The organism is Cryptosporangium aurantiacum (assembly GCF_900143005.1).
Taxonomy (GTDB): Bacteria; Actinomycetota; Actinomycetes; order Mycobacteriales; family Cryptosporangiaceae; genus Cryptosporangium; species Cryptosporangium aurantiacum.
On record NZ_FRCS01000001.1, the window covers coordinates 654363 to 668407 of the forward strand.

Consider the following 14045-nt stretch of genomic DNA (forward strand, 5'->3'; position numbering starts at 1 on the left):
CGAGGGACTGCGGTCGCTTCGCGCGTGTATCGTCGCCACAGAGGGAGCGGAGGAGAACGGATGCTCGAGCAAGCCGGGGCGCCGGGGCCGTTGGCGCCGGCAGGTGCACCGGTGCCGCCGCCCCACGAGGGCACGCACCCCCACGACGCGTACATGTGGCAGGAGGCCCCGCCAAGCCGGATCGAGCGGCTGGCGCTGGCGGCCTGGACCAAGCCGTCGTGGCTGGCTCCGCTGACGATCCTCGGATGCATCGGTGCCGCGAGCACCTACGTGCTGACCAACGATCCGACCGACACGCGGCTCGACCCGCTCGGTCCGTGCGCGTTCAAGATGCTCACCGGCTTCGACTGCCCGGGGTGCGGCGGTACCCGGATGGTCTGGTACCTGCTGCACGGTGACGTCCTGCAGGCCGCCCGCCACCACCTCGTCGCGTTGATCGCGGTGCCGATCCTCGCCTGGGCGTACGTGGTCCTCGCCGCGAAGCGGTTCTTCGGCGTCCAGCTGCCGAGCAAGCGGATCCCGCTGGTCGCGATCCTCGGGTTCCTCGGGTTCTGGGTCGTGTTCGCCGTATTGCGGAACCTGCCCTGGGCGCCGTTCTCCTGGTTCTTCGTATCCTGATCTTCTTCGTATGCTGACGGGGAACCCCGATGAACCTTTTTCGACCTCCGGCCTTCTTACCGGTCAAACGACCTCAGTAAGCGCCGGTCGAAAAAGATTCACTCCGAACAGCAGGGAGACACCGTGGCCGAGATCGTGCCGCTGACTGTCCGCGCGATCGCCTGGACGCACTTCGAGCCTCCGGCCGACGTCGACTGGTCGACCGACGCCGAGGGTGGCGAGGCACTCGCCGAGTTCGCCGGCCGGGCCTGCTACCAGTCGTGGCGCAAGCCGAACCCGGCCACCGCGACGAACGCGGGTTACCTTCGGCACATCCTGGACGTCGGCCACCTCTCCGTGCTCGAGCACGGCAGCGTCACGTTCTACCTGACCGGTGTCTCCCGGTCGCTGACCCACGAGCTGATCCGGCACCGTCACTTCTCGTACAGCCAGCTCTCCCAGCGGTACGTGCCGGAGCGGGACGCGGCGATGGTCGAGCCGGACATCATCGCGGCCGACCCGGAGCTGCACGAGGCGTTCACGAAGGCCGCGGAGGCCAGCGTCGCTGCCTACACGACGCTGCTCGAAGGGCTGGAGAAGAAGTTCGCCGAGGAAGGCGCGACCAACCGGACGCTGGCCCGCAAGCAGGCCCGCCAGGCCGCCCGGTCGGTGCTGCCGAACGCGACCGAGACGCGCATCGTCGTGACCGGCAATTACCGTGCGTGGCGGCATTTCATCGCGATGCGGGCCACCGAGGCCGCCGACGTGGAGATCCGTGCGCTGGCCATCGCGTGCCTGCGGGAGCTGCAGCGGATCGCGGCCAACGCGTTCGCCGACTTCACGATCGACACGCTCCCGGACGGCACCGAGGTCGCGACCAGTCCGCTGGTCACCGAGGGCTGAGTCCCCCGACGCGTTCCGGCCGTCGGGACGGTAGCGTGAGCAGCATGAGCGCCGAACTACGGCGGCCGTTCGGCCGCTTCCTCACCGCCATGATCACGCCCTTCACGGCGGACGGATCGCTCGACCTCAAAGGCGCCCAGAAGGTCGCAGAACACCTCATCGACGTGGCGGGCAACGACGGCCTGATCGTCAACGGAACCACCGGCGAGGCGCCGACGATGACCGATGCCGAGAAGGAGTCGGTGCTCCGCGCGGTCGTCGAGGCCGTCGGCGACCGGGCGACGATCGTCGCCGGGGCCGGCAACAACGACACCCGCCACTCGGTGGAGCTCGCCCGGACCGCGGAGAAGGCGGGTGCCGACGGGCTCCTCGTCGTCTCGCCGTACTACAACAAGCCGCCGCAGGCGGGTCTGGAACGGCACGTCCGCACGATCGCGGACGCGACCGGCCTGCCGGTGATGCTGTACGACATCCCGCACCGCACCGGCGTGGCGTTCGCCACCGAGACGCTGATCGCGCTCGCCGAGCACCCGCGGGTGGTCGCGGTGAAGGACGCCAAGGGCGACCTCGCCGCGAGTGCCGAGGTGATCGCCGGGTCCGACCTGGCGTACTACAGCGGCGACGACATCCTGACGCTGCCGCTGCTCTCGGTCGGCGCGGTGGGTGTCGTCAGCGTGACCGGGCACCTGGTCGGTCCACGCATCCGCGAGATGATCGACGCGTTCGAGCGCGGCGACGTGGCGGCCGCGCGCACGCTGCACCAGGGCATGCTCCCGGTCGACGTCGGCGTGTTCCGCACCCAGGCGGCGATCCTGACGAAGGCTGCTTACAACTTGCTCGGCCTGCCCGCCGGGTCCGTGCGTTCGCCGCTCGTCGATGCGACCGCAGAACAAATCGCGACGCTTCGCAGTGACCTCGCCCGTGGCGGCGTGGTGCTCGGCGATGAGGAGGCCGCATGACCGTTGCATCCCCCGACAAAGGCTCGCGGCGAGGCCGGGGTGGTCCAGCAGCGGTCGGAGGTGTCGAGGCGATGACGGTTCCGGCGGACCTCGGCCCGCCGCCGCCGCTTCCGGCCGGAGGGCTGCGTGTGCTGCCGCTCGGTGGCCTGGGCGCGATCGGCCGCAACATGACGGTGTTCGAGGCCGAGGGGCGGTTGCTGATCGTCGACTGCGGTGTCCTCTTCCCGGAAGCGGACCAGCCGGGCGTCGACCTGATCCTGCCGGACTTCACGCCGATCGCCGACCGCCTGGACGACGTCGAGGCGATCGTCCTCACGCACGGACACGAGGACCACATCGGCGGGGTGCCGTACCTGCTGCGCCTCAAGCCGGACATCCCGCTGGTGGGCTCGCGCTTCACGCTCGCGCTGATCGAGGCCAAGCTCCGCGAACACCGGATCGAGCCGTACAGCCTGACCGTGCGGGAGGGGCAGGCCGAGCAGCTCGGCCCGTTCGGCTGCGAGTTCTTCGCGGTCAACCACTCGATTCCGGACGCGCTTGCGGTGGCGATCCGGACGGCGGCGGGCACCGTGCTGCACACCGGTGACTTCAAGATGGACCAGCTGCCGCTCGACGGCAGGCTGACCGACCTCGGCGGCTTCCACCGAATCGGACGCGAGGGCGTCGACCTGCTGCTCTCGGACTCGACGAACGCCGAGGTGCCGGGCTTCGTCACCGCGGAGCGCGAGATCGGTCCGGTCCTCGATGACCTGTTCCGGAACGCCACCAAGCGCATCATCGTGGCGAGCTTCGCGTCTCACGTCCACCGTGTGCAGCAGGTGCTGGACGCGGCGCACGCGCACGGCAGGCGGGTCGCGTTCGTCGGCCGGTCGATGGTGCGGAACATGGGCGTGGCCCGTGACCTCAAGCTGCTCCGGATCCCCGAGGGCCTGGTCGTGTCGCTCGACGACGCGGCCAGCCTGCCGCCGGAGCGGGTCGTGTTCATGTCGACCGGCTCCCAGGGCGAACCGATGAGCGCGCTCGGACGGATGGCGTCCCGCGACCACCGGCACATCACGATCGAGCCCGGCGACACGATCATCTTGGCGTCGTCGTTGGTGCCCGGTAACGAGTCGGCGGTCTACCGCGTCATCAACGGGCTGGCCCGGTGGGGCGCGAACGTGATCCACAAGGAAGTGGCCAAGGTTCACGTCTCGGGTCATGCGCCGGCCGGTGAGCTGCTGTACCTGCTGAACGCGGTGCGGCCGCGCAACTTCATGCCGGTGCACGGCGAGTGGCGGCACCTGCAGGCGCATGCGCGCCTGGCGGGCCAGACCGGTGTGCCGGACGACCGGATCGTGCTCTGTGCGGACGGTGACGTCGTCGACCTGGTGGACGGCGTCGCGCGGATCACCGGCCACGTCGAGAACCACTACGTCTACGTGGACGGTCTGGCGGTCGGCGACGTCGGCGAGACCGCGCTGACCGAGCGGCGGATCCTCGGTGACGAGGGTTTCATCGCGGTGACCGTGGTCGTGGACGAGGCCACCGGCAAGGTCGTCGGCGGCCCGTTCGTCGCCGCCCGTGGGTTCGCCGACGACCCGACGGCGTTCGACCCGGTGCTACCGCTGATCGAGCAGGCGTTGGACTCCGCCGCGGCCGACGGAGTCATCGAGCCTCGCCAGCTGCAGCAGACCGTGCGCCGCACGGTCGGGCGCTGGGTGTCGGACACCTATCGGCGCCGCCCCATGATCGTCCCGACCGTGCTCGAGGTGTGACTCAGGGTGTGACTCAGTAGGGGCGGGCGGCTGTCGGCGCCGCCCCATACTGAGTCGCGCGGACCGTGCTCGAGGTGTGACCCAGTAGGGGTCGGCGGCTCAGTATGGCCGGCGGCCGCCGCTGCTTCCGCCGCCGCGGAGACGGTCGGTGAGCTTGCGGAGCTTCTGCTGGTTGCCCGGCTTCGACAGCTCGCGCTGGGCCTGGTTCATCAGTTTCTGGCCCTGCGGGGTCCGAGCGAACGACTTGAGCTTGTTGATTATCGACGCCATCGTGGTGCCTCCTGTGGTGGAGCGGGTGGGTTCCGCTGCTCCGATCGCGGTGCAGCAGGGTTTCCCGCTTTCCAGGAAACAACGCTCGAACAACTCGTAATCGTTCCACTACCCAGCGTGGTATGACGCGGGGACCGGCGCGGCAGCGCGGCACACGGGTGTCGGCACGATACGGTCGTCACCATGGCTGGTGGTGGTTCCCGCGCGTCCGGATCGAATACGGTCGGAGCGAAGAACGGATCCGCGAAGAAGGCTGCCCCCCGGAAGGCCACCACCGGTAAAGCCGCCCCGCGCAAGGCGTCCGGACGGCCCGCCGCCGCCCGCAACGGCGCCAAGGCCCCGGCGAAGCGGACGTCCGCGCGCGCCAAGGCTCCGTCCCGGGTACCCGGCCCGGGCCAGGCCGCCGGAAAGATCCTCGTCAACACCTGGCTGTTCGCCGCCCGCGGCGTCGGGGGAGCCGTCCGGGCCGCCGGGCGCCAGGCGTCCACGGCCCGCGACCTCCCGGCCGAGCATCGCCGCGACGGTGCGGGCCTCGTCGTCCTGGCCATCGCGATCGTCGCGGCCGCCGCACTCTGGTTCGACGCGGGCGGCCCGACCGGCGAGCTGACCCGGATGGCAGTCCGGTGGCTGTTCGGCTCGCTCGCGGTCGCGCTGCCGGTGCTGTTCGGCGCCGCCGCGGTCCGGATGATGCGGACACCGGCCGACCCCGAGCACCGCGGCCGGATGATCGTCGGTTGGTCCGCGCTGACGATCGGTTTACTGGGCCTGTTCCACCTGGGCGCCGGTGACGCCGCCGACCGCGACACCTGGACGCACGCCGGCGGCGTGATCGGCCGGTTCGCCGCCGGTCCGCTGGTCACCGCGGTCACCGCCTGGGTGGCGATCCCGATCCTGGTCCTCGTCGTGATCTTCGGCGTGCTGGTGATCACCGCGACGCCGATCGCCGCGATCCCCGCTCGCCTCGACCAGCTCTGGGGCCTGACCCAGGGCCGGGTGCGCGCGCTGCCGCCGGACCTCGAAGGCGAGGACGTCGGCCTGGACGTCGTCGACGACGTCGTGACGCCCCGGCCACGGCGCCGCAGGCGCGCCGCCGACGGCATGTCGCCGGACACCGGCCCCGTCGGCGACCCGGAGGAGACCGGAGCGGTCCGCCGGACCGGTCCGGACAGCGTCCCCGCGCCGCGCGCCGGAGCCAAGCGCGCCACCGCACCGGTCTCGCCGGCGGACGTGCCGGCCACCCCGCCGCGCGCGGTCCCGGAGCACACCCCGGCGCCCACCCGCTCCGAGCAGCTCGCGCTCAGCGCCACCGAGGGCGACTACCGGCTGCCGCCACCGACGCTGCTCTCTTCTGGCCCGCCCGCGAAGACCCGCAGCCGCGCCAACGACACCGTGATCGCGGCGCTGACCGGCGTGTTCGAACAGTTCGACGTGGACGCTGCGGTCACCGGCTTCACCCGCGGCCCGACCGTGACCCGGTACGAGATCGAGCTCGGTCCGGCCGTGAAGGTCGAACGCATCACGCAGCTCTCCCGGAACATCGCGTACGCGGTCAAGTCGCCGGACGTCCGGATCATCAGCCCGATCCCCGGGAAGTCGGCGGTCGGCGTCGAGATCCCGAACACCGACCGGGAGACCGTCGCGCTCGGCGACGTCCTGCGCAGCCACGTGGCGACCAGTGACGAGCACCCGATGCTGGTCGGTCTCGGTAAGGACATCGAGGGCGGCTACGTGGTGGCCAACCTCGCGAAGATGCCGCACCTGCTGGTCGCGGGCGCCACCGGCGCCGGTAAGTCGAGCTTCATCAACTGCCTGATCACCAGCATTCTGTCGCGCGCCACCCCGGATGAGGTGCGGCTGGTCCTGATCGACCCGAAGCGGGTCGAGCTGACGCTGTACGAGGGCGTGCCGCACCTGGTGACGCCGATCATCACGAACGCGAAGAAGGCCGCGGACGCGCTGCAGTGGGTCGTCCGCGAGATGGACATGCGGTACGAGGACCTGGCCGCGAACGGTGTCCGCCACATCGACGACTTCAACAAGCGGGTGAAGAGCGGCAAGATCGTCGCCCCTCCCGGCAGCGAGCGGGTCTACCGCCCGTACCCGTACCTGCTGGTGATCGTCGACGAGTTGGCCGACCTGATGATGGTGGCGCCGCGCGACGTCGAGGACGCGATCGTGCGGATCACGCAGCTCGCGCGTGCCGCCGGTATCCACTTGGTACTGGCCACACAGCGGCCGTCGGTGGACGTCGTCACGGGTCTGATCAAGGCGAACGTGCCGTCGCGGCTGGCGTTCTCGACGTCGTCGCTGGCCGACTCCCGGGTCATCATCGACCAGCCGGGCGCGGAGAAGCTGGTCGGCCGCGGTGACGGGCTGTTCCTGCCGATGGGCGCGAGCAAGCCGATCCGGATCCAGGGCGCCTGGGTCACCGAGAACGAGACCGCGGCTGTCGTCAAGTTCTGCAAGGAGCAGCGCGAGCCGGAGTTCCGGGAGGACGTCACCGCGCCGACGGCGTCCAAGAAGGAGATCGACGAGGACATCGGCGACGACCTCGACCTGCTCTGCCAGGCGGTGGAGCTGGTCGTGACGACGCAGTTCGGGTCGACGTCGATGCTGCAGCGCAAGCTGCGCGTCGGGTTCGCCAAGGCGGGCCGGCTGATGGACCTGATGGAGACGCGTGGTGTGGTCGGGCCGTCGGAAGGGTCGAAGGCCCGTGACGTCCTGGTGAAGCCCGACGAGCTGGACTCGGTCCTCACGATCCTCCGCGGCGGGGCCGCGGAGGAATGAGCGGCGGCGCCGCCGGAGTCAGCGGCGCCACCCGGGAGTCACGCGGGGCGGGCTGCCGCCAGAGCCGCGGCGCGCGCGCCCACCTCCGCCGGGGTGAGGACCTCGCCGGCCACGACGACGGCCTCGAACTGCGTCAGCGGGATGCGCTCGAACAGGGGCGATCCGAGCGTCTCGAAGACGTCCTGCGGCACGATCCGGTCCGGCGTCGTGACCACGACCGTCGGCAGACGCTCCGCCAGGTCACGCGTGCCGACGATGTTGAGGATCTCGGTGGGCCCCACGGCGTCGGCCCCGGCAAGCCCGGTGGCCGCCGCCTCGGGCCGGTTCTCCGGTGCGCCGCCCAGCCGGGCCAGCAGACGCCGGGTGGTCCCGCTGCTCGGTGCGCTGACGAACCCCCCGTCTCGTCCGGCCAGGAGCCGGTATGCGGTGTCCACCGCCGCCTGGGCGTCCCGCTCCAGACGTGCGGCGAACCGAGGTAGCTCGATGCGCGGGTCGCCGGTCTCGAGCAGGCGCTCCAGATGCCACAGGCTCGCGTAGCCGGACAGCTCGCGCCGCAGAAAACGAAGACAATGCGCTACGAGTTCTGAATGATCCGCGATTTCTTCGAGTTCGGAAATGGCGCGCAATGTGACTCCGGTACAGCCGACGTCGCGGACCGAGGTCAGTGCGACAAGTCTCGGGGGAATATTTTCCACTGTCACCCTGCGACCTTTCCGATCAGGTAGGAGTTCGCCGGGGAACTAAGCTACCGTCGAGGGTGACAGCGACTTCATCCACCGTCGACTAAAGCCGATGCTGCCCGAATACGTGAACGCATCGCGCCGGGTCGACTCCTCGGCGCGACGAGCTTCCCCGCGCTGTGCTGGGACGATGACACTGTTCACTCTGGACACCCACCGACCTGTCTGGGAGGTCACGGTGGCTCAGCCGGACGAATTCGGCTCCACTCCGGTATCAGAAATCGTGCATCTGGACTCCGTTGTTATTCCGGCTCCGGTGGACGCGCGATTGGCTCGGTCAACCGGTAAACGGCGACTCTATTCCGTCGACACCTATTACCGGGACTCGTGGGAGGATTTATTGCGTATCGGCGGTTCGGATGCGGTCGGAATCGCGGCACGCCACGCGTTTCTCCTGCTCAAGCCCGACGCGGTGGTGCGGAGGAGGCTGGTGCCCGCGCTGGAATGGCTGACGGCGCGTGGATGGCGGGTCGTGCACGCTCGGCGGTTCCGCGTTCACCGCTGGGCGGTCCGTGCGTTCTGGCAGTACCAGTGGAACACCGCGTCCCGTGATCGCCGGGAGATGGCCGACCTCTACATGTCCGCGACCGACTCGCTGGTGCTCCTGCTCCGGGCGCCGCACGACGACGAGTGGGCGTCCACGATCCTCACCGGGGACAAGGGGTCCTCCGACCCGGCACGCTGCCGGCCCGGTCAGCTCCGGCACACCCTGGGGACGCTCAACCAGCAGCTGAACCTCGTGCACAGCGCGGACGAGCCGGTGGATCTCGTCCGGGAGGTCGGGATCTGCTGCACCGCCTCGGAACGCACCGCCGTCTACCGCGCGCTCGTCGACGGGGTGGACGCGGTCGACGGCGCCCTCGACCTGGCTCGCCGGATGGAGGCCGAGCACGAGCCGCTCGACCTGTCGCTGGCCGGAACCGTCGCCCGCCTGGCCGGCCGCGTGGACGGCACCGGAGAGCGCGCGCTGCTCCACCGCCGGCTCACCGGGTTGCTGGACGGGCGGCCGAGCGACTGGCGCGAACTCATCACCCTCGCCGACCGGGCCGGGGTGGCGCTGTCCCGCTGGGACCGGGTGGTGCTGGGCACGTACCTGCTGGTTCCGACGCTGCCGGGCGTCGTCCCGCTGGTGCCGGACGCGTCGGCGACCGGCGTCGCCGTGCCTCAGTAGTTTCCGGCCGCCTCGGTGGCGCGGTAGTGCTCGACCGGCATGAGCACGTCGGTCGCCGCCATCCGGTCGCAGTACAGGACGCCGTCCAGGTGATCGATCTCGTGCGCGACCAGCCGGGCGAGGCTGCCCTCGAAGCGGGTGGTGCGCGGCGTCCCGTCCAGAGCCTGTGATTCGACCACGAGGTGCACCGGACGCCGGACCTTGCCACGCACGTCGAAGAAGCTCAAGCACCCCTCGAACCGCACCTCGTCGGCCGCCGATCGGTGCACCACCCGCGGGTTGAGCAGGACGATCGGGCCGCGGACGTCGGGCGTGTGCACGATCGCCACCCGGCGGCCGAAGCCGATCTGTGGCGCGGCCAGTCCCATCCCCTTGCGGAAGGCGTGAACGGCCCGGACGTCAGCGGCCCGAGCCCGCAGCTCGGCCACGATCCGGCGGGCCACCGCCACCTCGGCGGGCAGGTTGAACTCGACGGTCGGCTCCCGGAGCAGCGGGTCGTCGTCGAGCTGGGCGATCCCCAGCCTCCGCATGTCCCCACTGGATGCCGAGAGGTGGGGGAGGACCGGAGCCGGTCGAAAAGAATTCACTGTGACGCGGGAGGCGGGTGAGGTCACGGAAAGGCAGATTAGCGCCCCGATGTCGGGTCTCGCTGCCGCCCCACCGCCGCCCGGGGGGTCGTTCCGGACGCGAGAGGCGGATTCTCACGCATTCTCATGCCGCTGAGCACCCGGAGCGATTGCCTCCGATCGGCGAGCAAATCACTCTGGGGTGTGTCGCACTTGCCGGGAAGTGAGGAAAGCCCACAGGACGACGTCGCGTTACGAGCAGTGCTGTTCGATATGGACGGCACGCTGGTCGCGAGCGACGGTGTGTGGGACCAGGCCATGACCGAAATGGCAGCCGCTCACGGCGGCGAACTTCCACCCGACTTCTTCGTCCGCAGCGTCGGATTGGCCGTCTCCGAGGCGCTCCTGCTCGCGCACGAGTTGCTGGGCCTCTCCGACGAGCATCTCGACCGCAATCTGAGCTGGGTGCTCGACCGGGCGCGCATGCTGCTCGACGAGGCGCCACCGCTGTGGTTCGACGGCGCCAGGGAGCTGGTCCGGGCGGTACGGACCGCCGGGCTGCACACCGGCCTCGTGACGTCGTCCGGCCGGACGCACGTGGAGGCGGCGCTGGTCGAGACCGACCGGTCCTGGTTCGACGTCATCGTGTCCGGCGACGACGTGGTCGCGCCGAAACCGAGCCCCGAGCCGTACCTGCGCGCCGCGGACGCCCTGGGCGTCGAGCCGGGGGAGTGCGCGGTGGTCGAGGACTCCGCGATCGGGGTGGCCAGCGCGCTCGCGGCCGGCTGCCGGGTGGTCGTGGTGGCGCCGGTGACCACCGCCTGCCTCACGGTCGGCGGGATCGCGGCGGTCGACCTCGACCTCCTGCGCTCACTGCAGCACGGCCGGCCGTCGGCGGTTCAGGGCTGAGCGACGGGCGCTGGCTCTGCCAGGGTGGTCGAGCCGATCGGAACGCTCCGGCCGGCTCGACTGCTCGGGCCGCTCGGCCGCGCGGCCGGCCGCCCGCTCGCCGGCCCCCGGCCCGTTCTGGAACTGCCAGTGCAGGCGGTAGCGCGCGTTGAGCTGTGGGTGCGGAACCTCCCAGAACCACTCCGACTCTCCGTCGGGTGAGTGGGTGATCCGCGGCGTCGCGGCCAGCGGTGCGCCGTCCGCGGTCATCGACGTCTCGGTGCCCCAGACCCGGGGCTCGAGGTGCGTCGGGAACCGCAACCGGACCGACAGGTAGCGGGTGGGCAGCCGGATCGCCCGCTGGAACCAGTGGCCCCAGGTGCCCTCGGCGACCGTGTACGAGTACTCGATCCAGGCCCGGTCGCCCGGGTAGAGCGGGAACTCGTAGTCGCCGTTCCGGAACTGCAGCCAGACCTGCTTGGCGTACGGCTGGTCGGCGGCGACCCGCCAGTCCATCGGCTCGCCGTTGCAGTTGGCCTTCAGATCGATCATGTCCCAGGTCAGCGGCTGCTGGGAATCGTCGGCGCTGGCGATCTTGATCCAGTACAGCGTCACCGGCTTCGTGCCGACGTTGTGCAGGTGGCGCCGGATCGTCATCACGTAGTTGCGCCCGTCGAACCGCATCGCGGCCTCTTCGCGCTCGACCACGAGGTCGGAGTGCGGGTCGGCGTTGGCGGCGACCGGCACGGCCGTACCGGCGACAGACTCCTGCCGCGAGCGGTCGTACTCGCGCCAGAGCAGCCAGAGCCGGCCACCGGAGCCGAGGACGTCGTCCGCGCGGCGCGCGAAGTCCTCGGTCGGACGGTGGCGTCCGCTCTCGATGTGGCTGACGTAGGACGGGTCGAACGACATCCGGCGCGCCAGGGCCTTCTTCGATAAGCCCGCCTCGACACGGCGTCTCGTCAACTCCGTGCGAAACGCGTCCATCGTCGCTGTCACCTGCGTCACCGGGGTCGTCGTGACGTCATGGTCCATGTGCGCACCTCACTGAGTGCGTGGACATACTCCACACACTGTAAGCCGTGTGAGAGTCAGGTGGCGTTGTCTATGCGGACGTCGCCCGGTATCGGACGATTGAGGGCCGATTTCGGGTGTGGCATCTGTCACCTTCGTACCTATCGAGTCCGCTCAGCGCCCGCCCGAGCGCTTGTCCCGGCTCCCCGTCCGGCGGGAGAACCCCGCCGGGGCCGGTAGGCTCGCCGCATGCCTCGGAATGCCGGCGACCGACGCGTCGCCCTCGTCACGCTGGGCTGCGCGCGCAACGAGGTCGACTCCGAAGAGCTCGCCGGTCGGCTCGCCGGTGACGGCTGGGAACTGGTCGACGCAGCGGACGACGCCGACGTGGTCCTCGTCAACACCTGCGGGTTCGTCGAGCAGGCCAAGAAGGACTCGGTCGACACCCTGCTCACGGCGTCCGACAGCGGCGCGAAGGTGGTGGCCGCCGGCTGCATGGCCGAGCGGTACGGCGCCGAGCTGGCGACCGCGCTGCCCGAGGCCGACGCCGTACTCGGTTTCGACGACTACGCGCAGATCTCCGATCGGCTGAATCGGGTGCTGGCCGGCGAGGAACTCTCCGCGCACACCCCGGTCGACCGGCGCACGCTGCTGCCGATCACGCCGGTGGAGCGGTCCTCGCACGCGGTGGCGATCCCCGGGCACGCGGACCTCCCGGAAGGCGTCTCGCCTGCCTCGGGCCCGAGGGTCCTGCGACGGCGGCTCGAGGGCGGCCCGGTCGCCCCGCTCAAGCTCGCCAGCGGCTGCGACCGGCGGTGCGCGTTCTGCGCGATCCCCTCGTTCCGCGGCGCGTTCGTCTCCCGGCGCCCGACCGAGATCCTCGAGGAGGCCCGCTGGCTCGCCTCGCAGGGCGTCCGCGAGGTGGTCCTGGTCAGCGAGAACTCCTCCTCGTACGGCAAGGACCTCGGCGACCCCCGGCTGCTGGAGACGCTGCTGCCCGAGCTCGCCGCGGTGCCCGGCATCGTCCGGGTCCGCGTCTCCTACCTGCAGCCGGCCGAAACCCGTCCGTCGCTGATCAAGGTCATCGCGACGACCCCCGGCGTGGTGCCGTACTTCGACCTGTCGTTCCAGCACTCCAGCGAACCGGTGCTGCGCCGGATGCGTCGCTTCGGGTCGACCGAGCGCTTCCTGGAGCTGCTGGCCGCGGCCCGTGAGCTGGCGCCGGAGGCAGGCGTCCGGTCGAACTTCATCGTCGGTTTCCCCGGCGAGACGAAGGCCGACGTCGCCGAGCTGGCCCGGTTCCTCACCGAAGCCCGGCTGGACGCCGTCGGCGTCTTCGGCTACTCCGACGAGGACGGCACCGAGGCGGCGACGCTGCCCGGCAAGATCCGCCGGGACACGATCGACCGGCGGTACGACCGGATCTCCCGGCTCGCCGAGGAGCTCACCGCGCAGCGCGCGGAGGAGCGGCACGGCCAGGTCGTCGAGGTGCTGGTGGAGTCGGTCGACTCGGATTCCGCCGAGGGGCGCGCCGAGCACCAGGCCCCCGAGGTCGATGGTTCGGTGACGCTCCGCGGTGACTGCCCCGTGCTCGGCCGACTCGCGGTGGGCGACCTGGTGCGTGCCCGGGTGACCGGCAGCCTCGGCGTTGATCTGGACGCCGAGGTGCTGGGCGTCGTGGACCGGGTGGGCGTCGACCCCGCAGTGCTGGACCGGGGCCCGAACCGCGTACCGGCGCCCGCAGGCTCTGGCGGATGAGCGGCGTGGCGACCGGCGCCGATTCGCCAGTGCCTCCTGACAGCGGCGAGGCGTCCGGTGCCGTTCCGAAGCGGCCCGCCCCGCTGCTGAACGCGGCCAACGTGCTCACCGTCCTCCGGATCGTGCTCGTCCCGGTGTTCGTCGCCGCGCTCGTGGTGTCCGACGGGACGCACTCCGGCTGGCTGCTGGCCTCCGCCGTGCTGTTCGCGATCGCGTCGATCACCGACTACTGGGACGGGCGGATCGCCCGCGCCCACGACCTCGTGACGCCGTTCGGCGCGGTCGCCGACCCGATCGCCGACAAGGCCCTCACCGGCGCCGCGCTGATCGGGCTCTCGGCCTACGCGCTGCTGCCGTGGTGGGTCACGGTGGTGATCCTCGTCCGCGAGCTGGGCGTCACCGCGTTGCGGTTCTGGGTGATCCGGCACGGCGTGATCGCGGCCAGCCGCGGCGGGAAGCTCAAGACGCTGCTGCAGATCGCGGCGATCATCTGGTACCTGTGCCCGATCCCCGACCCGGTGGATCACGTCGGCACCGTCGTGATGGGAGCGGCGGTACTGGCCACCGTGGTCACCGGTGGCGACTACCTCGTCCGCGCGCTGTCGCTGCGCCGGACGGGCCGCGAGCGGTGATTC

Annotated in this window: 13 protein-coding genes; 9 read left to right on the forward strand and 4 right to left on the reverse strand. The window is 70.8% G+C overall.

Annotated elements, in window-relative coordinates; translation table 11 throughout:
- Positions 1 to 60: 60 nt before the first annotated feature.
- From BUB75_RS02830 to BUB75_RS02845, 4 genes are all read left to right on the forward strand, one after another.
- Positions 61 to 618 (forward strand): DUF2752 domain-containing protein, encoded by a 558-nt coding sequence (locus BUB75_RS02830; protein WP_073251088.1) that lies wholly within the window; start codon positions 61 to 63, stop codon positions 616 to 618.
- Between the two features lie 123 nt (positions 619 to 741).
- Positions 742 to 1500 (forward strand): FAD-dependent thymidylate synthase, encoded by a 759-nt coding sequence (gene thyX, locus BUB75_RS02835; protein WP_073251090.1) that lies wholly within the window; start codon positions 742 to 744, stop codon positions 1498 to 1500.
- 44 nt (positions 1501 to 1544) lie between these two features.
- Positions 1545 to 2459 carry a 4-hydroxy-tetrahydrodipicolinate synthase gene (gene dapA, locus BUB75_RS02840; protein WP_073251092.1) on the forward strand — a complete coding sequence of 305 codons (915 nt, stop codon included), beginning with the start codon at positions 1545 to 1547 and terminating at the stop codon, positions 2457 to 2459.
- A 71-nt stretch (positions 2460 to 2530) separates the two neighbouring features.
- Positions 2531 to 4216, forward strand: coding sequence for a ribonuclease J (locus BUB75_RS02845; RefSeq protein ID WP_073251094.1), 1686 nt, complete (start codon positions 2531 to 2533; stop codon positions 4214 to 4216).
- Between the two features lie 99 nt (positions 4217 to 4315).
- On the opposite strand, the gene BUB75_RS46045 is transcribed toward BUB75_RS02845, so the two are convergent.
- Positions 4316 to 4486 (reverse strand): hypothetical protein, encoded by a 171-nt coding sequence (locus BUB75_RS46045; RefSeq protein WP_178379746.1) that lies wholly within the window; start codon positions 4484 to 4486, stop codon positions 4316 to 4318.
- Positions 4487 to 4669: 183 nt separating this feature from the next.
- Between BUB75_RS46045 and BUB75_RS02850 the strand changes: the two genes are divergently transcribed.
- Positions 4670 to 7273, forward strand: coding sequence for a DNA translocase FtsK (locus tag BUB75_RS02850; protein WP_084740151.1), 2604 nt, complete (start codon positions 4670 to 4672; stop codon positions 7271 to 7273).
- Between the two features lie 38 nt (positions 7274 to 7311).
- Here the strand turns inward: BUB75_RS02850 and BUB75_RS02855 are convergent, their stop codons facing one another.
- The gene (locus BUB75_RS02855) at positions 7312 to 7899 is read right to left on the reverse strand and encodes a hypothetical protein (protein WP_073251096.1); all 588 of its coding nucleotides are present in this window, start codon (positions 7897 to 7899) and stop codon (positions 7312 to 7314) included.
- Positions 7900 to 8353: 454 nt separating this feature from the next.
- Between BUB75_RS02855 and BUB75_RS02860 the strand changes: the two genes are divergently transcribed.
- The gene (locus tag BUB75_RS02860) at positions 8354 to 9184 is read left to right on the forward strand and encodes a nucleoside-diphosphate kinase (RefSeq protein WP_073251098.1); all 831 of its coding nucleotides are present in this window, start codon (positions 8354 to 8356) and stop codon (positions 9182 to 9184) included.
- Here the strand turns inward: BUB75_RS02860 and BUB75_RS02865 are convergent.
- Positions 9178 to 9714 carry a peptide deformylase gene (locus BUB75_RS02865; protein ID WP_073251100.1) on the reverse strand — a complete coding sequence of 179 codons (537 nt, stop codon included), beginning with the start codon at positions 9712 to 9714 and terminating at the stop codon, positions 9178 to 9180. The genes BUB75_RS02860 and BUB75_RS02865 overlap by 7 nt on opposite strands.
- 183 nt (positions 9715 to 9897) lie before the next feature.
- On the opposite strand from BUB75_RS02865, the gene BUB75_RS02870 reads away from it, so the two are divergent.
- The gene (locus tag BUB75_RS02870) at positions 9898 to 10659 is read left to right on the forward strand and encodes an HAD family hydrolase (RefSeq protein WP_084740153.1); all 762 of its coding nucleotides are present in this window, start codon (positions 9898 to 9900) and stop codon (positions 10657 to 10659) included.
- Here the strand turns inward: BUB75_RS02870 and BUB75_RS02875 are convergent.
- Positions 10621 to 11673: a helix-turn-helix domain-containing protein gene (locus tag BUB75_RS02875; protein WP_073251104.1), complete on the reverse strand. Its 1053-nt coding sequence runs from the start codon at positions 11671 to 11673 to the stop codon at positions 10621 to 10623. The genes BUB75_RS02870 and BUB75_RS02875 overlap by 39 nt on opposite strands.
- Before the next feature lie 228 nt (positions 11674 to 11901).
- Here BUB75_RS02875 and rimO point away from each other — a divergent pair, with 228 nt between their 5' ends.
- Positions 11902 to 13410, forward strand: coding sequence for a 30S ribosomal protein S12 methylthiotransferase RimO (gene rimO / locus BUB75_RS02880; RefSeq protein WP_084740154.1), 1509 nt, complete (start codon positions 11902 to 11904; stop codon positions 13408 to 13410).
- Positions 13407 to 14042, forward strand: coding sequence for a CDP-diacylglycerol--glycerol-3-phosphate 3-phosphatidyltransferase (gene pgsA, locus BUB75_RS02885; RefSeq protein WP_084740155.1), 636 nt, complete (start codon positions 13407 to 13409; stop codon positions 14040 to 14042). The genes rimO and pgsA overlap by 4 nt, the downstream gene beginning before the upstream one ends.
- Positions 14043 to 14045: the final 3 nt, after the last annotated feature.

Coding starts and splice junctions, on each gene's coding strand:
- BUB75_RS02870 (WP_084740153.1), top strand. CDS start 9,898: ATGCCGCTGAGCACCCGGAGCGATTGCCTCCGATCGGCGAGCAAATCA.
- BUB75_RS02850 (WP_084740151.1), top strand. CDS start 4,670: ATGGCTGGTGGTGGTTCCCGCGCGTCCGGATCGAATACGGTCGGAGCG.
- BUB75_RS46045 (WP_178379746.1), bottom strand. CDS start 4,486: ATGGCGTCGATAATCAACAAGCTCAAGTCGTTCGCTCGGACCCCGCAG.
- dapA (WP_073251092.1), top strand. CDS start 1,545: ATGAGCGCCGAACTACGGCGGCCGTTCGGCCGCTTCCTCACCGCCATG.
- BUB75_RS02845 (WP_073251094.1), top strand. CDS start 2,531: ATGACGGTTCCGGCGGACCTCGGCCCGCCGCCGCCGCTTCCGGCCGGA.
- pgsA (WP_084740155.1), top strand. CDS start 13,407: ATGAGCGGCGTGGCGACCGGCGCCGATTCGCCAGTGCCTCCTGACAGC.
- BUB75_RS02830 (WP_073251088.1), top strand. CDS start 61: ATGCTCGAGCAAGCCGGGGCGCCGGGGCCGTTGGCGCCGGCAGGTGCA.
- rimO (WP_084740154.1), top strand. CDS start 11,902: ATGCCTCGGAATGCCGGCGACCGACGCGTCGCCCTCGTCACGCTGGGC.
- BUB75_RS02865 (WP_073251100.1), bottom strand. CDS start 9,714: ATGCGGAGGCTGGGGATCGCCCAGCTCGACGACGACCCGCTGCTCCGG.
- BUB75_RS02875 (WP_073251104.1), bottom strand. CDS start 11,673: ATGGACCATGACGTCACGACGACCCCGGTGACGCAGGTGACAGCGACG.